Origin of the sequence: Citricoccus sp. NPDC055426, assembly GCF_040677445.1 — a bacterium.
Lineage (GTDB): Bacteria > Actinomycetota > Actinomycetes > Actinomycetales > Micrococcaceae > Citricoccus.
Map to the genome: position 1 here is coordinate 216,368 of NZ_JBFARZ010000003.1, position 17,885 is coordinate 234,252.

Annotated in this window: 19 protein-coding genes; 4 read left to right on the top strand and 15 right to left on the bottom strand. The window is 69.8% G+C overall.

The window, feature by feature from the left end:
- Positions 1-88 precede the first annotated feature (88 nt).
- The 3 genes from AB0K08_RS06765 to ectA all read right to left on the bottom strand — a co-directional run bounded on the left by AB0K08_RS06765 (position 89) and on the right by ectA (position 2,608).
- Positions 89-532, bottom strand: a complete 444-nt coding sequence (locus tag AB0K08_RS06765; protein ID WP_363352763.1) for an ectoine synthase — start codon at positions 530-532, stop codon at positions 89-91.
- Between the two features lie 115 nt (positions 533-647).
- The gene (gene ectB / locus AB0K08_RS06770) at positions 648-1,949 is read right to left on the bottom strand and encodes a diaminobutyrate--2-oxoglutarate transaminase (RefSeq protein WP_363352764.1); all 1,302 of its coding nucleotides are present in this window, start codon (positions 1,947-1,949) and stop codon (positions 648-650) included.
- A 143-nt stretch (positions 1,950-2,092) separates the two neighbouring features.
- Positions 2,093-2,608: a diaminobutyrate acetyltransferase gene (ectA, locus tag AB0K08_RS06775; protein WP_363352765.1), complete on the bottom strand. Its 516-nt coding sequence runs from the start codon at positions 2,606-2,608 to the stop codon at positions 2,093-2,095.
- A 388-nt stretch (positions 2,609-2,996) separates the two neighbouring features.
- Here ectA and AB0K08_RS06780 point away from each other — a divergent pair, with 388 nt between their 5' ends.
- Positions 2,997-3,857 (top strand): acyl-CoA thioesterase domain-containing protein, encoded by an 861-nt coding sequence (locus tag AB0K08_RS06780; RefSeq protein WP_363352766.1) that lies wholly within the window; start codon positions 2,997-2,999, stop codon positions 3,855-3,857.
- A 101-nt stretch (positions 3,858-3,958) separates the two neighbouring features.
- Here AB0K08_RS06780 and AB0K08_RS06785 read toward each other — a convergent pair whose 3' ends face one another.
- From AB0K08_RS06785 to AB0K08_RS06830, 10 genes are all read right to left on the bottom strand, one after another.
- On the bottom strand, positions 3,959-4,504 hold the full coding sequence (locus AB0K08_RS06785; protein WP_363352767.1) for a CarD family transcriptional regulator: 546 nt from the start codon (positions 4,502-4,504) through the stop codon (positions 3,959-3,961).
- Positions 4,505-4,656: 152 nt separating this feature from the next.
- On the bottom strand, positions 4,657-5,433 hold the full coding sequence (locus AB0K08_RS06790) for a MarR family transcriptional regulator (protein WP_363352768.1): 777 nt from the start codon (positions 5,431-5,433) through the stop codon (positions 4,657-4,659).
- Positions 5,430-6,278, bottom strand: a complete 849-nt coding sequence (locus AB0K08_RS06795) for an enoyl-CoA hydratase/isomerase family protein (protein ID WP_363352769.1) — start codon at positions 6,276-6,278, stop codon at positions 5,430-5,432. The genes AB0K08_RS06790 and AB0K08_RS06795 overlap by 4 nt, the downstream gene beginning before the upstream one ends.
- Positions 6,275-7,555 (bottom strand): CoA transferase, encoded by a 1,281-nt coding sequence (locus AB0K08_RS06800; protein ID WP_363352770.1) that lies wholly within the window; start codon positions 7,553-7,555, stop codon positions 6,275-6,277. Before AB0K08_RS06800 ends, AB0K08_RS06795 begins: the two co-directional genes overlap by 4 nt.
- Before the next feature lie 13 nt (positions 7,556-7,568).
- Positions 7,569-9,071, bottom strand: coding sequence for an aldehyde dehydrogenase family protein (locus AB0K08_RS06805; protein WP_363352771.1), 1,503 nt, complete (start codon positions 9,069-9,071; stop codon positions 7,569-7,571).
- 32 nt (positions 9,072-9,103) lie between these two features.
- Positions 9,104-9,904: an enoyl-CoA hydratase gene (locus tag AB0K08_RS06810; RefSeq protein ID WP_363352772.1), complete on the bottom strand. Its 801-nt coding sequence runs from the start codon at positions 9,902-9,904 to the stop codon at positions 9,104-9,106.
- A 43-nt stretch (positions 9,905-9,947) separates the two neighbouring features.
- Positions 9,948-10,940, bottom strand: coding sequence for a 3-hydroxyisobutyrate dehydrogenase (mmsB, locus tag AB0K08_RS06815; protein ID WP_363352773.1), 993 nt, complete (start codon positions 10,938-10,940; stop codon positions 9,948-9,950).
- A 32-nt stretch (positions 10,941-10,972) separates the two neighbouring features.
- Positions 10,973-12,043 carry an enoyl-CoA hydratase/isomerase family protein gene (locus AB0K08_RS06820; protein ID WP_363352774.1) on the bottom strand — a complete coding sequence of 357 codons (1,071 nt, stop codon included), beginning with the start codon at positions 12,041-12,043 and terminating at the stop codon, positions 10,973-10,975.
- 9 nt (positions 12,044-12,052) lie between these two features.
- Positions 12,053-13,189 carry an acyl-CoA dehydrogenase family protein gene (locus tag AB0K08_RS06825; protein ID WP_363352775.1) on the bottom strand — a complete coding sequence of 379 codons (1,137 nt, stop codon included), beginning with the start codon at positions 13,187-13,189 and terminating at the stop codon, positions 12,053-12,055.
- A 101-nt stretch (positions 13,190-13,290) separates the two neighbouring features.
- On the bottom strand, positions 13,291-14,169 hold the full coding sequence (locus tag AB0K08_RS06830; protein WP_363352776.1) for a cytochrome b/b6 domain-containing protein: 879 nt from the start codon (positions 14,167-14,169) through the stop codon (positions 13,291-13,293).
- On the opposite strand from AB0K08_RS06830, the gene AB0K08_RS06835 reads away from it, so the two are divergent.
- Together AB0K08_RS06835 and AB0K08_RS06840 are read left to right on the top strand one after the other, a co-directional pair.
- Positions 14,162-14,614: a hypothetical protein gene (locus AB0K08_RS06835; RefSeq protein ID WP_363352777.1), complete on the top strand. Its 453-nt coding sequence runs from the start codon at positions 14,162-14,164 to the stop codon at positions 14,612-14,614. The two genes, AB0K08_RS06830 and AB0K08_RS06835, sit on opposite strands and share 8 nt — an antisense overlap.
- 123 nt (positions 14,615-14,737) lie before the next feature.
- The gene (locus tag AB0K08_RS06840) at positions 14,738-15,118 is read left to right on the top strand and encodes a hypothetical protein (RefSeq protein ID WP_363352778.1); all 381 of its coding nucleotides are present in this window, start codon (positions 14,738-14,740) and stop codon (positions 15,116-15,118) included.
- A gap of 186 nt (positions 15,119-15,304) precedes the next feature.
- Here AB0K08_RS06840 and AB0K08_RS06845 read toward each other — a convergent pair whose 3' ends face one another.
- Positions 15,305-16,294 (bottom strand): electron transfer flavoprotein subunit alpha/FixB family protein, encoded by a 990-nt coding sequence (locus AB0K08_RS06845; protein WP_363352779.1) that lies wholly within the window; start codon positions 16,292-16,294, stop codon positions 15,305-15,307.
- A gap of 73 nt (positions 16,295-16,367) precedes the next feature.
- On the bottom strand, positions 16,368-17,150 hold the full coding sequence (locus AB0K08_RS06850; protein ID WP_363352780.1) for an electron transfer flavoprotein subunit beta/FixA family protein: 783 nt from the start codon (positions 17,148-17,150) through the stop codon (positions 16,368-16,370).
- A 202-nt stretch (positions 17,151-17,352) separates the two neighbouring features.
- Here AB0K08_RS06850 and AB0K08_RS06855 point away from each other — a divergent pair, with 202 nt between their 5' ends.
- The gene (locus AB0K08_RS06855; RefSeq protein WP_363352781.1) at positions 17,353-17,862 is read left to right on the top strand and encodes a thioesterase family protein; all 510 of its coding nucleotides are present in this window, start codon (positions 17,353-17,355) and stop codon (positions 17,860-17,862) included.
- Positions 17,863-17,885: the final 23 nt, after the last annotated feature.

Consider the following 17,885-nt stretch of genomic DNA (forward strand, 5'->3'; position numbering starts at 1 on the left):
TTCCACTGGTGGGTCCGGCGGAATTCGGAGCCGTGCAGGCTTCTGCAGGTGACGCGCCGCCGTCGTGGGTGGGGTGTGGATCAGGCCATCAGGCCATGGCCTGAGTCTCCACGTTGGCCTTCTTGGGCACCTTGCGGTCCGAGCCCTCCTCGAGTACCAGCTGGTAGATGCCGTTCTCGTCATGGGTCTCGCGGCCGGTCACCGGCGGGTTGAACACGCAGGCCATGCGCATCTCGGTGGTGGCCCGCACGGTGTGCTTCTCGTGGCCGTCCAGCAGGTACATGCTGCCGTCCTTGATCTCGTGCACCTCGCCGGTCACCTCGTTGGTCAGGGTGCCCTCGCCCTGCACGCAGTACACGGCCTCGATGTGGTTCGCGTAGTGGAACGTGGAGGTCGTGCCAGCGTAGATCACGGTGTCGTGGAAGGAGAAGCCGACACCCTCACGGGCCAGCACCATCCGGCGGGAGCGCCAGGTCTCGGACTTGATATCGCGCTCGGTGTCATTCAGGTCGTTCAGGTTGGTCACCAGCATGAGGGGTTCCTTTCGGTGGAAAACGTTCTGTGAGCATCGATCACGAGAGCGGTGACTGTCGAGACACGCCGCGCGGTTCGACAGTTACCACTCTCGTGATGAGTAGTGGTGGGGCTTAGGCGGCGCCGGCCAGCTTGGTCTCGCCGGGTTTGTAGTCGAAGGGGACACCGGTCACGGTGGCCACCGCGGCGGCCACGATCCCGAGGCCGCGCTCCAGCTGCTCCTTCGGGGTGTTCAGCGGGGCGAGGAACTTCAGGACCTCGTCGTCCGGACCGGAGGTCTCCACGAGCAGGCCCTGCGCGAAGCACTCGGCGGCCACCTTGCCGGCCACCTCGAGGTCCGGGAAGTGCAGGCCGCCGAACATGCCGCGGCCACGGACGGAGGAGCCCTCCACGGCACCGGCGATCTGCTCGAGTCCGCCGCGGAGCACCGCGATGTTCTCGGCCAGCTGGCCCTTCTGGAACGAGTCGTCGGCCCAGAACTCCTTCAGCGAGGTGGTCGCCGCCACGAAGGCGAGGTTGTTGCCGCGGAACGTGCCGTTGTGCTCGCCCGGCTCCCACACGTCCAGCTCGGGGCGGAACAGGGTCAACGCCATCGGCTGGCCGAAGCCGGAGATCGACTTGGACAGGCAGACAATGTCCGGGGTGAAACCGGCCTCCTCGAAGCTGAAGAAGGTGCCGGTTCGGCCGCAGCCGGCCTGGACGTCGTCCACGATCAGCAGGATCTCGTGCTTCTCGCACAGGTCCGCCAGGGCCTTGAGCCACTCGAGCCGGGCAGCGTTCACGCCACCCTCGCCCTGGACGGTCTCCACGATGATGGCGGCCGGCTTGTCCACGCCGGAGCCCGAGTCGTCCAGGACCCGCTCGAGCCACAGGAAGTCCTCGGTGGCCCCGCCGAAGTAGTCGTCATAGGGGATCTTGGAGCTGTTGGTGAGCGGGATGCCGGCGCCCTTGCGCTTCATCGAGTTGCCGGTCACGGCCAGTGCACCCAGCGTCATGCCGTGAAAGGCGTTGGTGAAGGACAGCACGTGCTGGCGGCCGGTCACCTTGCGGGCCAGCTTCAGCGCGGCCTCCACGGTGTTGGTGCCCGTCGGGCCGGGGAACATGACCTTGTAGTCCAGGCCGCGCGGGGTGAGGATCACGTCCCGGAAGGTCTCCAGGAACTCCCGCTTGGCCGGGGTCATCATGTCCAGCGAGTGCACCGGGGCATCGGTGGTGAGGTAGTCCGCCACGGCCTGCTGGACCTTCGGGTGGTTGTGGCCGTAGTTCAGCGTGCCCGCGCCGGCGAAGAAGTCCAGGTACTCCTTGCCGTCCTCGGCGGTCTGGATGGAGCCCTTGGCCTTGGCGAAGACGGTGGGCCATCCGCGGCTGTAGCTGCGGACCTCTGACTCGACGGTGGTGAAGACGGTGGTGTCCATGGTGTGAATCCCTTTCGTGGACGGTGGTGGCCGGCGCGCGAGGCGTGCGGCCAGCTGGTGCGGTGGGGCTGGCGAGTGGGTGAAGGATCGAGGCGGCCGGAGGCCCGTGTGGGGCCAAGACGTGCCGGTGCTTCCCGCGTCGGCTACTGACTCGCCAGTGGGGCGATGCGGTGCAGGAATTCGGTGTCGTGGCCGTCCGGGTACATCTCCGCGGTGATGAGCGGGGTGATCTCATGGTCCGCCCCGAAGCGTTCCGCGAAGCTGGCGAACAGCCGCTGGGAGGCCGCGTTGTCCTCGGTGATGGTGGTCTCCAGCGCCTGGGCAGAGGTGCGCGTCACGAGCTCGTCCAGCATGCGGGAGGCCAGACCGTAGCCGCGGGCGGCCTCCGTGACGGCCACCTGCCACACCATCAGCGTGGTGGGGGCCTGGGGCCGGAGGTATCCGGTGACGAAGCCGGCCGGACGCCCGTCGATCTCGGCGATCACAGTGGTGTCGGCGAAGTCCCTGCACCACAACAGGTAGTAGTAGGACGAGTTGACGTCCAGGACCTTCGAGTCCTTCGTGATCTGCCACAACGCGGCGCCGTCCTCGATTCTCGGAGGACGGAGCACGGGGGCTGTCGGTCGGTGGGTCAGTGGTGTGTCTGCATCATCTGCCATCCCTTCCAACCTAACGAGATGAGATCTGATTTCAAGCCGGCTTCTGCGGAATACCGGGGTTTCAGGCCCTCCTCCGCTCCGTTTGCGGGCGTCCGACGCACCGCCGCATCCCATGCCTGACGCGGTTGCCCGGGCAAATTGCCAGGCCCCCTCAGGGGGCTCGGAGATCTTTATCAATCTGTTATCTTTGCGCATCGATGGCGGACCTGTTATGCGTCGGGTCACACGAGGCCCTCCTCACCTCCGGCGGCCACCGCTGCGCTAGGTTGCTGGGATGACCCATCCGACGACCGACACGACCGGGACCGCTCCGCGGGCCCCTCGGATTCCGCCGCACCCACGCTCTGGCAGGAAGGCTATCTCTCCGCTCGGCCGCACGGAACGGCTGATGCGCGTGCAGATCGACGGGGCGGCCGGCGGGTTCGCCCCGGGACGGTCCGGGTCCCTGACCACCGGCCCGTGGTCACGCGACGCGGACGACCGCCCCACCGCCCTCTCCGCCGCGGTCCTGCTGGACAACACCCTGGCCAAGTCCGTCCATGCGGCCGCCCCGGACCTGGACTGGATCGTCACCACCGAGCTGCAGCTGAACTTCACCCGCCCGCTCCCGGTCGACGGCACCGTCCTGGACGCCTGGACCCAGGCCACCTCCGTGGACGGGCTGGGCGGGGCGTCCCGGGGAACCCTGCTGGACGCCGAGGGGACGGAGTACGCGCACGCCACGGGGTGGTTCCAGGCCGTGGCGGAGAACAGCGAGGAGGCCCTGGACCACTACGAGCGCCAGGCCGCGCTGCCCCTGGGCCCGGAGACGGAGTCGCCGTTCCCGGCGCTGCTCGGGCTCCGGGTGGCCGAGCCTCGTCGAGAGGAGCGGCCGGCGGTGACGGAGGACTTCCGACCGGGCGTGGACTTCGGAGCCCTCGACGTCCTGAAGAACCCACACGGGGCCACGCACGGCGGCGCCCTGAGCATGATGGCCGGGCTCGCGGCCCAGCAGGCCCTGCCGGACCGTACCGGCTACGATCTCCAATCCCTGCAGGTGCGGTTCCTGCGTCCCGCCTCGGGGGCGATCGCCACCTGGACCAGGGTCCGGCACGCCGGGCGCTCCCTGCGGATCGTCGAGGTCGAGCTGTTCTCCGGTGAGCACCGCGCCACCGCAGCCGGACAGCGGGGCGAGGGGGCCGGCGTCGGGCACCGGAACGAGACCAAGCCCTTCGTGCAGGCGACGGCGACCTTCCGCACCGCCCGCTGACCCATACGTCTGCAGGTCGAAAGAGGCCCGCTCCTCGCCGCCCTCTTCGGGCGTGGAACGGGCCTCTTTCGACCGCTGGATCTACAAGATCGGCCGGGGTATCAGGCGGCCTGCTTGTCCCTCTTCGAGTCCTTGCCGCGGTCCAGCCCGAGGTCCTTCAGGGGGACGCCGTCCACGGCCTGGACCATGACCTCCTCGGCCTCGACCACGGAGATGTCAAGCACGATCGCGACCTCGGCGGCCAGCACCTCCGCGGCATCGCGGTAGAGGGTGCGCTCGGCCATGGAGAGGTCCTTCTCCGCCTGGCGGCGGTGCAGGTCACGGACGACCTCGGCCACGCGGTGCAGGTCGCCGGTGGCGAGCTTCTCCTGGAAGGCCTTGAGCCGGCGGGACCACTGCTCCTCCACGTGCTCGCTGGGCTTGGCCAGCAGGGACATCAGCTTGCGCACCTGGGTGTGGCTGCTGACGTCCCGGACGCCGATGTCCTTGACCATCGACTCGGGGACGGAGATGCGCAAGCCCTTGTCCTGGATGTCCAGCTCCACATACGCGACGTCCTTGCCCTTCAACTGCCGGACCTGGCGGTCGAGGACCACAGCGGGTCCGTGATGGGGATGGACAACGAACTGACCGGGAACCAGACGCATGGGTGGGATGCACCTTCCTGTTGCTAACACCGAGATGTCACCGGGGCAGAGAGAAGCCAGCCACCGGGAAATAGACCAATTTATTTTCTCATTGTTTGTTCCCGAAAGCAAATCGAGGGCGTGTCCTTGGGCCCCTTGGATCGGGCGATGCTCTATGCTCTCGGCAGCCTGCGCCGCCGGGGCCGTACCGTCTCGGCGGCGGTCTCCGAGGGGTCGCGTGATGCTGTGGATGCGTCCGGCTCCGCGTGGTCCGGCTCTGCGCGATCGGTCCCCGCCGTGGCGCGTCCGGGATCCTCCGTCCCGGTCCCGGTGCCGGCTACAGGCCCGGTTCCGGTCCCGGCGCCGGTCCGATCTCCGGCGCCGTCCCTGACCTCGGACGCCGTGCCGGCCGCACGCTCCCCCGCGCCGCCCATCAGCGCGCTGGGCTCGGAGAAGTCGCGGGCCGTGAAGCGCAGGGTCGCGAGGAGGCGGTTCAGGTCCGTCAGCTCACCGGTGGGCAGGCCGATGTCCGAGAAGACCTCGCGGTTGAGCTCGCGGGCGGCCTGCAGGGCCAGATCGCGCCCCTGGGGGGTGATCGCGATGAGATTGGCCCGGCCGTCCGTGGGATGCGGCTGCCGCTCCACGAGTCCGGCCTGCCCCAGGCGCTCCACCGTGTTGGTGACCGAGGTGGGGTGGACCTGGAGCCGGCTCGAGGCCTTGGCCAGCGGCATGGCCCCGGTCCGGGAGAACCCCAGCAGGGTCAGCATCTCGAAACGGGCGAACGTCAGGTCTAAGGGCCGCAGGACGGCGTCGATCCGCGCCATCAGGATCTGTTGCACGCGGAACAGGGAGGTCACCGCGGCCATGGCGTCCGCGGACTCGCCCCAGCCGTGGCCGGTCCAGTTGTGGTGGGCCTGCGCCACGGGGTCGTGCTGCAGCGGAGGGTTCATGAGGCCGCGCTCGTGGTGCGCCGTTGGGTGTCCCGGCCGCCGTTCCAGGTGAACTCGGGGGTCCCCTTGGCCAGGAACGCCCGGATGCCGGTCTCGGCGTCCCCGGTGGTGGCCATCAGGTGCTGCCAGTGGTTGCTCGCGTGGCGCAGCTCGTTCCCGCTTCCGTCCCCGGCCACCACGGTGTCCACGATGTCCTTCATGGCCTGGATGGACAGCTGGGACCGGTTCGCGAGCCGCTGCACGAACGCGTCCACCTCGTCCCAGAAGGTCTCGGCGGGGTGGACGGCCTGGACCAGGCCGAGCACGCGGGCCCGCTCGGCGTCCACGAAGTCGCCGCTGAACAGCAGGTACTTGGCGGTGGCCGGCCCGGCGATGCGTACGAGCCGTTCGATTCCGGCCGTCGGGTACACGATCCCGATCTTGGCCGGGGTGATCCCGAAGGTCGCATCGGAGGAGGCCAGTCGGATGTCGCAGGCCGCCGCGATCTGCCAGGCACCGCCCAGGCAGTAGCCCTCGACGGCGGCGATGGTCGGCTTGTGCAGCCCGGCCAGGGCCGCCTCGCCGGCGGCCACGGCCCCGCCGTCGTGATGCCCGGACTCCTCGTCCTTCAGGATCGAGCCCAGGTCGGAGATGTCCGCCCCGGCCGAGAAATCCGTCCCGGCCCCGCGCACGACGACGGCCCGCACCGATCCGTCATCGGCCAGTCGGGCGCAGGCCGGCTCCAGGGCCCGCCACATGGCCTCCGTCATGGTGTTGCGCCGCCCGGGGTTGGACAGGGTCAGGGTGGCGATGGGCCCCGACTGGGAGACCTGGACCGAACCACCGGTCACCGTGGACTCGGTCATGACCGCACTCCCTCTCGACCGTGTTCCTGGACGATGCCTGCCTCGACGAGGCCGGCGATCTGGCTTTCGTCCAGGCCCAGGCCCTCCAGCACGGACCGGGTGTCCTCGCCGAGGGCGGGCGGGGCCTTGCGCACGCCGGTGGCGGTGCCGTTGATGCTCAGCGGTCCGCGCAGCAGCGGCAGCGCCGAGCCGTCCGTCCGCGCCACGGTCTGGACCATGTCCAGGGCCTGGACCTGGGGGTCGTCGAAGGCCTGGGCATAGGTGTAGATGGGTCCGGTGGGGATCCCCGCGGCGCGGAACGCCTCGATCCATTCCAGCCCGGGCCGGTGCACCAGCTTCGCCTCGATCAGCTCGGTCAGTTCGGCCCGGTGCTCCGAGCGGTCACGTCCCACGGCGAAGCGCGGGTCGTGCTCGAGCTCGGGGGCGTCGATGATGGCGCAGAACTTGGCCCAATGGGCCTGGTTGCCCACCGCGATGATCGCGGGGATGTCGGCGGTGCGGAAGACCCCGTACGGGGAGAGCACCGGGTGGTTGTTGCCCTGCGGCACCGGGACCGCGCCGGTGGACAGGTAGTTCTGTCCCTGGAAGGCCGAGACGGCCAGCCCGGCCTCCAGTAGGGAGGTCCCCACCTCGTGGCCTTGTCCCCCGTTGCCGGCGCGGCCGGCCAGCGAGGCGCAGATCCCCACGGCGGTGAAGACGCCGGCGTAGAGGTCCATCACCGGCACCCCCACCCGGGTGGGCGAGTCGGCGTCCGGGCCTGTCACGGACATCAGCCCGGACATCCCCTGGGCCACCTGGTCCAGCCCGGCTGCCTGGGACAGCGGGCCGGTGGTCCCGAAGCCGGAGACGGAGGCGATCACCAGCCCTGGATTCGCCTCACGCAGCGCGGCCGGGTCCAGCCCCATGGTGGCCAGGACGCCGGGGCGGAAGTTCTCCACCAGCACGTCCGCGGCTACCGCGAGGTCCCACAGCAGTCGCCGGCCGGCCTCGGTGTAGAAGTCCACCGCGATCGACTGCTTGTTGCGGTTCGTGGAGTCGAAGTAGAGCGAGTGCTCGTCCTCGAACGGCGGCCAGGAGCGGGTGGAGTCCCCGCCCTTGGCGGACTCCACCTTGATGATGTCCGCCCCGAGGTCGCCCAGCAGCGCCGTGCAGTACGGCCCCGCCAGGGCCCGGGACAGGTCCATCACGGTGATCCCGGCCAGCGGCAGGGCCGCGCCGGCCGCGGCAGGCGCCGCGCCGCCGTCGGGCACGGTGTGGTCCGCAGTCTTGTCCGCCATGCTCAACCCCCGCCTACTTCCGCAACTTGACGTTGACCTGCTTGATCTGGGTGAAGCCCTCCAGCATGCCCTCCAGTGACGCTTCCCGGCCCATGCCGGACTGCTTGTAGCCGCCGTAGGACTGGCCCACCACCTGCCCGCCGCCCTGGTTGACCTGCACCCAGCCGGTCTCGAGCCGGTGCGCGGTGTTCAGGGCATTGTCCAGGTCGTGCGTCCAGACGTACGCGGCCAGGCCGTAGTGGGAGTCGTTGGCCATCTGGATGACCTCGTCCACGTCCTTCCACTTGATGGCCACCAGCACGGGGCCGAAGATCTCCTCCTGGGCCAGCCGGAAGTCGTTCTTCGCCCCGCCGAAGATCGTCGGCACGTGGTAGAAGCCCTCCGTCAGCGGCCCCTCGGTGGGCGCGGACCCGCCGAGCACGGTGGTCAGGTCCGGGTGGTTCCGCCCGTCCTCCATGAAGCCGGAGATCTGGTCGAACTGGGATTGGTTGATGACCGCGCCCATGTCCGTGGCCTCGTCCAGCGGGTCGCCGACCGTCATGGCCCCGAGCTTGGCCGCCAGCTTCTCCAACATCTCGTCATAGATGTCCTCATGCAGGAACAGCCGGGAGCCGGCGGTGCAGGACTGGCCCTGGCGGGCGAAGCGCGAGGAGAGCATCAGCCCGTCCAGGATGCCCTCGTCCTCGACCGCGTCCGGGAACACGATGGACGGGTTCTTGCCGCCCAGCTCCAGGGACAGGTGCGCCAGCCGCTCGGAAGCCTGCGCGGCCACCCCACGGCCCACCTCGGTGGAACCGGTGAAGGACACCTTGTCCACTCCCGGGTGGGTGGACAGGGCGTTGCCGATCACCGAGCCGCGGCCGGTCAGGGAGTTCACGACGCCGGCCGGCAGGTGCCGCTGGCAGACCTGGGCCAGGTACTGGATGGTCAGCGGCGCATCGTCGGCGGCCTTGAGGATCACGGTGTTGCCGGCGGCCAGGGCGGCCGGCACCTTGAAGGCGGCGATCATCAACGGCGAGTTCCACGGCAGGATGCACGCCACCACGCCCAGCGGCTCGCGGCGGGTGTACTGCAGCTGCTGGTCCCCCGCGGGCAGGGTGACGCCCTTGGACTCCCCGGCCACGCCGGCGAAGTAGCGGAACAGGGAGACCAGGGTCTTGACCTCTGGGCGGGCCTGGGTGCTCAGGGCGTTGCCGGTGTCCAGGGCGGTGAGCCGTGCGAACTTCTCCGCCTCGGCCTCGATGTCGTTTGCGATGGCCAGCAGGGCCCTGGCGCGGTCCGTGAAGTGCACGCTGCGCCACTGAGTGAAGGCCCGGCGGGCTGCGGAGACCGCCCGGTTGACGTCCTCCTCGCCGGCGGCCGGCACCCGGCCGATGACCTCCCCACGCCGGGCGGGGTTGCGCACCCCGCGCCACTCGCCGGTGGACGCCTCGGTGGCGCGCCCGTCGATCCACAACAGCTGCTCGACGCCGGCCAGGATGCCGGCCGCTCGCTCGTCCAGGATGATCTCACTCATGGTCTTCCCCTTTCAGGGCAATCGTGTGGTGCTCAGCGGTGGGTGAAGGTGGCCTGGCGCTTCTGAACGAACGCGGCCATGCCCTCCTTCTGGTCCTCGGTGGCGAAGCAGGCGTGGTTCATCCGGCGCTCGTAGAGCAGGCCCTCGCTCAGGGATGACTCGTAGGAGCGGTTGACGGACTCCTTGGCGATCATCGCGATCGGCTTGGACATCCCCGCGATGGTGGCGGCCAGTTCGGCGGCCTCGGACGCCAGCGATGCCACCGGGACCACGCGGGCCACCAGTCCGGAGCGCTCGGCCTCGTCGGCGCCCATGACCCGGCCGGTCAGCACCATCTCCATGGCCTTGGACTTGCCGATGGCCCGGGTGAGCCGCTGGGAGCCGCCCATGCCGGGGATGATGCCGAGCTTGATCTCGGGCTGGCCGAACTTCGCGTTGTCCGCGGCGAGGATGATGTCCGCGATCATGGCCAGCTCGCAGCCGCCGCCCAGGGCGTGGCCCGCCACGGCGGAGATGACGGGGGTGCGCACCGCGGCGAGTCGGTCCCAGGCTCCGAAGAGGTCGGCGGCGTAGACCTCGGCGAAGGAGTGGGTGGCCATCTCCTTGATGTCCGCCCCGGCGGCGAACGCCTTCTCCGAGCCGGTGATGATGATCGCGCCGATCCCCGGGTCCGCGTCGAAGGCCTCGGCGGCCTCGAGCAACTCCTCGGTGAGCTGCAGGTTCAGGGCGTTGAGGGCCTTCGGCCGGTTCAGCGTGATCGTTCCGACGCGTCCGGTCACGCTGGTCAGGATCGTCTCGTAGGTGCGGTCTTCAGTGCTGTGGTCAGAGGTCAATGGTGCTCCTTGCTCGTACTGGTCTCAGGGGCTCGCACAGGTCTCAGGCGGCCGCGGACTGCTCGCGGATCTGCTGGATGATGGCGGAGAAGTCCTGGGAACCGCCCTGGCCGTCGGCGAAGGCGGCGTAGATCTCCTCGGCGAGTAGGCCGATCCGGCTCGCGGTACCGGTGGTCTCGATGGCGTGCTTGGCCAGGCCCAGGTCCTTGGCCATCAGGGCGCCGGCGAAACCCGGCTGGTAGTCGCGGTTGGCCGGGGAGGTGGGGACCGGCCCGGGGACGGGGCAGTTGGTGGTCAGGGCCCAGCACTGGCCAGAGGCCTCCGAGGCCACGTCATACAGCGCCTCGTTGCTCAGGCCGAGCTTCTCTCCCAGCACGAAGGCCTCGGAGACGGCGATCATGGAGGCGCCGAGGATCATGTTGTTGCAGACCTTGGCGGCCTGCCCGGCGCCGCCCTCGCCGCAGTGCACCACGCGCCGGCCCACGACCTCCAGGACGGGCAGCGCCTCGGCGAAGTCCTCGGCCGCACCGCCGACCATCATCGCCAGGGTGCCAGCCTCGGCCCCGACCGTGCCGCCGGAGACCGGGGCATCCAGCGCCCGGTGCCCGGCCGCCGTCGCCAGCTGGTGGACCTGCTTGGAATCCTCGACCGCGATGGTGGAGCAGTCCATGAACAGCGTGCCGGGTGCAGCCGCGGGCAGCAGGCCCTCGCCGGCCTCACTGCCCTGGTAGGCACCGAGCACGTGCCGGCCGGCCGGCAGCATGGTGATGACGAGGCTACCCCCGGACGACCCTGAGGCGGCGGCGCTGCGCACGGCCTCCGCCCCGGTGGCGGCGATCTCCACGCCCGCCGCCCGCGCCTTCTCGAGGGCCTCCGGGGCCAGATCGAACCCGAAGACCCGGTAGCCCGCGGCGGCGAGGTTGTGGGCCATCGGCCCGCCCATGTTGCCCAGGCCGATGAAGGCGACGGCGGGCAGCTCGGACGGGCTTCCGGCGGCGCCCGGCGTGGTGACGGTGGCTGCGGTGTTCTCGGTCATGTCAGGTTCTCCTGGGGTGATGCTTCGGAGGGTCAGAGGGTGAGTTCTCGGCCTTCGATGGGGGCGAACAGGGCGGTGACGTCTTCCGCTGACACCTGGTCGAGCGTGGCTGGCTCCCACCGCGGGTTGCGGTCCTTGTCCACCAGCAGGGCGCGGATGCCCTCGGGGAAGTTGTGGGCCCGCAGCAGGTGATAGGTCAGCCTGTAGTCGGCCGCCAGCACCTCCTGCACCGAGCGGGCCTGCGCCGCGCCGCGGACGTGTTCCAGGGTGATCTTCACGGAGGCCGGGCACTTCCCCCGGATCGCCTCGGCCGCCGCAGCGGCCTCCGGGGCGCCATCGGCCTGCAGCGCGGCCACGATCTCCTCGGCGGTGTCCGCGCTGTAGCAGGCCTCGATCCAGTGCCGCTGCTGGGCCAGCGGTGCGGGCGGGATGTCGCCGGCTGCCATCGCGACGGCGGCGATCGCCTCGTCCGCGCCCGCAGACTCGAGTGCGCCGGCCAGTTCCGCCAGCCGCTCGGACGGGACGAAGTGGTCGGCGAAGCCGGCCACGAGGGCGTCGGCTCCGGTGACGTGACCGGAGGTGAGCGCCATGTGCAGTCCGAGGTTCGAGGGGGTGCGGGCGAGCAGCCAGGACCCGCCGACGTCGGGGAAGAAGCCGATGCCGGTCTCCGGCATTCCCAGGCGAGTGCGCTCGGTGACGATGCGGTGTGAGCCGTGGGCGGAGACCCCGACGCCACCGCCCAGGACGATCCCGTCCATGAAGGCCACATAGGGCTTGGGGTAGTCGGCGATGAGGGAGTTCATGGCGTACTCGTCGGCGAAGAACACGTCGCCGTCCTCGGGGCGCCCCGCAGTGATGGAGCGGTAGACGGAGACGATGTCTCCCCCGGCGCACAGGCCCTTCTCCCCCGCGCCGGAGACCAGGACGGTGGCGACGGACGCGTCGTCCCTCCAGGTCTCCAGGGTGGCCTTGATGGTCTTCACCATGCCGTGGGTGAGGGAGTTCAGGGCCTTCGGCCGGTTGAGGATCAGGTGTCCGAGGCGGCCGGCGCGGCGGACGATGACCTCGGGCTCTGCCTCAGGGGTGGGCGTGTCGGTGCTCATGGGTTCCTCTCAGCCGTCGACCAGCATGCGGCCGACGATCAGCCGCATGATCTCGTTGGATCCCTCGAGGATCTGGTGGACCCGCAGGTCCCGGACGATCTTCTCGATGCCGTACTCGTGCAGGTAGCCGTAGCCGCCGTGGAGCTGCAGGGAGGTGTTGGCCGCCTCGAAGCCGGCATCGGTGGCCACCTTCTTGGCCATGGCGCAGAGCCGGACGGTGTCCGGGTCCTGGCGGTCCAGGGCATCGGCGGCACGCATCAGCAGGGTGCGGGCCGCCTCCAGGTTCATGTCCGTCTCGGCGAGGTCGAAGACCAGCGACTGCTTGGTGGTCAGGGGGGCACCGAAGGCGGTGCGTTCCTTGAGGTAGGCGGCTGCCTTCTCGAGAGCTGTCTGTCCCCCACCGAGGGAGCAGGCACCGATGTTGATGCGCCCCCCGTTGAGCCCCTTCATGGCGATGTGGAAGCCGTCCCCCTCGGCCCCGAGGCGGTTGGCCACCGGCACCCGGGCGTCCTCGAAGATCACCTGCCGGGTGGGCTGGGTGTTCCAGCCCATCTTCTTCTCGCTCGGCCCGAAGGACAGCCCCGGGGTGTCCTTGGGTACCACCAGGGTGGAGATTCCCCTGGACCCGGTGTCCGCGGTCCGGCACATCACCACGTAGTACTCGGAGGCACCGGCACCGGAGATGAACTGCTTGACACCGTTGAGCACGTAGTCCTCGCCGTCCCGGACGGCGCGGGTGGCCAGGGACGCCGCGTCCGAGCCGGCGCCGGGCTCGGTCAGGCAGTAGCTGCCGAGGCGCTGCATGGTGACCAGGTCCGGAATCAACCGGGCGCGCTGCTCGTCCGTTCCGAAGGAATCGATCATCCACACCACCATGTTGTGGATGGAGATGTAGGCAGCCAGGGCCGGGTCGGCCTTCGCCAGTTCCTCGAAGATGAGGACGGCGTCCTTGCGGTCCAGTCCTGCGCCGCCGTGCTCCTCCCTCACGTAGATGGCACCGAGACCGAGTTCGCCGGCCTCAGCCAGGACGTCCACCGGGAAGTGTTTCTGCTCGTCCCACTCCAGCGCGTGGGGGGCGATTCGCTCGGTGGCGAAGCCGCGGACGGCTTCCACGAGTGCCTGCTGGTCTTCGGTGATGCGAAGCATGTTGTCCGTCCTTCTTCTGACGCCATCCCGGATCACAGGAGGGCGAGTGGCCCGGAGCCGCCCCGGGTCACGGGGCGGCACCAGGAGGTGTCATGCGGTGATTATTTGCTGACTTTGCCCATGGTGTTGGCGATGGGTGTGGTGAACAGGGGCTTGGACAGGAACCAGGCCGCCGCGATGACCACGAGCGAGACCAGGAAGATCACCAGGCCCCACCAGTCCACGACGTCGCGGGAGGTGTACATGTGGTTCAGGTTCCGCAGGGCCCCGGTGAAGAACACCAGGAACACGTGCACGATGATGAAGCCCACGAAGTAGAGCATCACCGGGAAGTGCGTGGCCCGGGCCCATTCGACCGGGTAGATCTTGTTCAGCCTCTCGGCGTTGTCCGGCCACCAGGTGGAGAACCGGATCCCGGAGAGGATCGCCAGTGGGGCCGCGATGAACACCGTGAACCCGTAGGCCATCACCTGCAGGGCGTTGTAGTGCACCCAGCCGTTCTCGGTGGGCCAGTCCAGGGAGGCATACTGGATGGCTCCGGAGAGCATGTTCGGGAACACGTCCCAGTCCGTGGGCACGATCCGCATCCAGTGGCCCGTGGCGAACAGCAGGATGATGAAGACCAGCCCGTTGAGGACCCAGAGCACGTCCAGGGACTGGTGCAGCCACTGGGTCAGGGACACCTTCTTGGGGGTGTTTCCCTTCGGGGAGAAGAACGAGCCCTTCTTGGCCGTCCAGTAGCCGGGGGGCTTGCGCTCGTTGCGGACCTGCAGGCCGGTGCGGATGATCAACACCATCAGGAACATGTTGAAGAAGTGCTGCCAGCCCATCCACCAGGGCATGCCCTCCGGGGCCGCCTCCAACTGGGTGGAATGACCGTCATAGGTGGCGATGAACTCCTGCACCCCCTCCAAGGTCCGCAGCCAGCGGGCACCCAGCACCACCGCGGCGGCCACGACCACCAGGGATCCGATGATCACCGCGGGTTTCACCCACGGCCGCTCGGACTTCTTCGGGGTCGCCGCACCGGCCGGTCCCGGCGTCCCCGCCCTGCCCGACGACGGCCGGTTGGCCGGCGTGGTCGTGGCGGCGGATCCCGAGGTGGAGGCGGGCGTGGACGCTGTGCTGGAGGCGGAGGCGGCTGGAGTGGAGGCTGCGGGGGTTGCTGAAGGCGGGGCAGCCGCAGTGGACGCCGCAGCCCCGGCCGAGGGGGCGCCACCCATCCGCTTCTTCGGGGCCGCCGCATCGCCGGTCTCGGAAGCCGTGGCATCAGGCGCCGCTGCCGACGGGGTGCTGGCCTGGGCCGCGGGGGCGCCACCCATGCGACGCTTCGGCGCACCAGCAGCCGGAGCCGCCGGCGCGTCCGCAGCTGCCGGCGATGCCGTCGGCCCACCAGCGGCGGGCTGGGCAGTGGCTGAGTCCTGACCGGCCGGTGACGCATCCTGACCCGCCGGCGCTGCGGGCGCCGCGGCTGCGGCCGCAGCGGGGGCGCTGCCCATCCGACGCTTCCGCGTCGGTGCGGACGGGGCCTGGGCGGAGGGGGCTTGGGTGGCGGGGGCTGGAGCGGGCTGCCCGGAGTCTGCCGGGGAGGAGGACTCAGCCACCGGGGTAGCCGGCTCCGCAGCGGCGGGTGCCGGGGCCGGCGTCGTGGGCTGGCCGGTGGGCGGCAGGGGTGCCGGTGCGCCGCCCATGCGACGCTTCCGGGCGGGGGCCTCGGAGGCGACCGGTGCGGGGGCCTGTTCCTGGTGGTTCGCCGGGGCCGCTGGGGCCGGTTCCGGCTGCCCGGCCGGAGCCGGGGCCGAGGCAGCGGGCGTCGGTTCCGGCTGCGCCGGCACCTGCGCCTCACGGGCCGTGGCCTCCGAGACGGCCGAGGCGGGGGCTTCATGCTCGGTGGCCGGCGCCTCGGGCCGTGCGGCCAGCGGTGTGTAGCCCGCCATCCGGCGCCGTACCGGCGACTGCCCCGGGTTCTGCTCGCTGCTCATGGTGGTATTCAGTCCTTCTGACGGGATCAACACAGTGCGCCAGGTGCGCCGGGGAGGAAGAGGCCGGGCTGGCCCGCGCCGCCCGCAGCCCGCGTGGTCGGCGAGTGGTCTGCGGGCGGCGGGCCGGCGGGGGTCAGTTGCGGCGCTTGCCGATCTCCTCGATCAGCTGCGGGACCACGGAGAACACGTCGCCGACGATCCCGAAGTCTGCGACCTCGAAGATCGGGGCGTCCTCGTCCTTGTTGATCGCGATGATCGTCTTGGAGGTCTGCATGCCGGCCCGGTGCTGGATCGCCCCGGAGATCCCCAACGCCACATACAGCTGCGGGGTCACCGTCACGCCGGTCTGGCCGACCTGGTAGGACTGCGGGACATAGCCGGCATCCACCGCGGCACGGGAGGCGCCCACGGCCGCACCGAGCACGTCGGCGAGGTCCTCGACCACGGAGAAGGCCTCCTTCGAGCCCACCCCGCGGCCACCGGAGACCACGGCCTTGGCGCCCCGCAGCGCGGGACGGTCCGAGGTGGCCGGGGCCTCACTGGCCGAGTCGATCACGGCGCCCTTCGCGGCCTGCGTGGACACGGAGGCCGTCGTCACCTCCGGGGAGGCCACGGCCTCGGCGCGGGCCTCGATCGAGCCGGGGCGAACGGTCGCGATCAACAGGCCGCCCTCGACGGTGGACTCGGTGGTGAAGTCCCCGCCGAACACGGCGTGGGAGGCGATGACCTCCTGGCCCTCCTCGTCGTAGGCGATGCCGACGACGTCGCTGGCCACGGACCCGCCGGCCACGATCGCCAGTCGCCCGGCCACCGCCTTGGAGTCATTCGTAGCCGAGAGCAGCACGACCGGTGCCGAGAGGGCCTGCACGGCATCGGCCAGGGCGCCGACCGCGGCGGAGCCCAGCTCGGTGGCCGCGGTCTCCGACTCGGCAAGATAGACCTGAGCCGCTCCCAGGGCACCCAGGTCGGCGGCCAGGTTCCCGGACGCCCCGGGCGCGGTCACCGCCACCGCCACGGGGTTGCCCAGGCCGGCAGCGGCCCCCAGCAGGCCCGCGGCCGTGGACTTCGGGGCCCCTTCGGCGGTCGTCTCGATCAGGACCAGTACATTTCCAACATTCGCCATGTGTGCGCTTCCTTCAGCTCAAAAGTCTCGTGCGATTCACAGATCAGACCGGGTACGGGCCCGGACGTCTGGCTCAGATGAGCCGGTTCGTGGCCAGGAACTCGGCCAGCTGCGCCGCCGCGGTGCCGTCATCGGCGACCTTCGGACCCGCCTCCTTGGGCGGGCGGGCGGCTGCGGAGACCATCACCGAGCGGACGGAGGCGGCCTCGGGGCCGGCCTGGATCCCCAGGTCCGCCAGCGACCAGTTCTCCAGCGGCTTCTTCTTCGCCGCCATGATCCCCTTGAAGTTCGGGAACCTCGGCTCGGCCGTCTTCTCCGTCACCGAGACCACCGCCGGGTACCCGGAGGAGACCTGCAGGGCCCCACCGTCCACCACGGCCTCACCGGAGACCCGGTCCGCGGCGATCTGGATCTCGTCCAGACCTGGCAGCACCGGCAGCCCCAGCACCTCGGCGACCATCGCCGGGATCATCCCGCCGCGGCCATCGGTGGCCTCGTTGCCGGCCACCACCAGATCGGCCCCGCCGACCTTCTCGATCGCCGCGGCCAGCACCCGGGCGGTCTGCACCATGTCCGAGCCGGCCAGGGCCGCGTCCGAGACCAGGACCGCGGAGTCCGCGCCCATCGAGAGCAGCTTCCGCAGCGTCTTCGTGGCATCCTCCGGACCCATCGCGACGACCACGATCTCGGTGTCCTTGTTCTCATCCTTGAAGGCCAGCGCGTTCTCCAGCGCCCGCTCGTTGATCTCGTCCGGCACCGGCTCAGAAGCGGCGCGATCCAGAAGCCCTGACTCCAGATCGATCTTCCGATCCGACCAGGTATCCGGGACCTGCTTCGCCAATACGACAATCTTCATGGAGCGCTCTCCTCGACACGGGGTGATATTCGATCTGCGCACCAAGGTACTAGGGCTTCCTTCTAATTACTAGGGTGTCCTAGTAAATTCCGGTGGGTGATCGAATCCATGCGTGGCCGCCGCCCCGAACACCCATGGCTATAAGGTGTGACCGAATAATTGAACGTGCCGACGGCCCCGCCCAAAGGAGACCACCGTGGTCATGACCCGCCCCGCTCCCACCGCCGACGAGGTCTTGCAGATCAAACCGGTCTGGGAGGACGAGGTCCCTCTCGACTGGATCGACGCCAACGGACACATGAACATCCGCCACTACTTCGATCTGGGCGGGCAATCTACCGAACAGGTCTGCCAAGCCTTCGGGATCGACGATGCCTACCGCGCCGAGCGTCGGCTGGGCGTCTTCACCGCTGAACACCACCTGACCTACCTGCAGGAGATGCAGCTGGGGACCCCCATCACCGTCCACGTCCGGACACTGGAGCGAAGCGCCAAGGTCGGGCATATGCTGGCCCTCATCATGGACCGCGGCCGGGACCGGCTGGCGTGCATCTTCGAGACGGTCCTCGTCCACGTCGACCTGGACACCCGCCGGGGAACGGACTTCCCGGAGGATGTCGCCGCGGCCTACGATCAGGCCGTCGCCCAGGATCAGGCCACGGCGTCCTGGCCCGCACCGGTCTGCGGAATCCTGGGTCCGCGTAGCAGGTAGGAACCTCCTGTTCCGGGTGATGC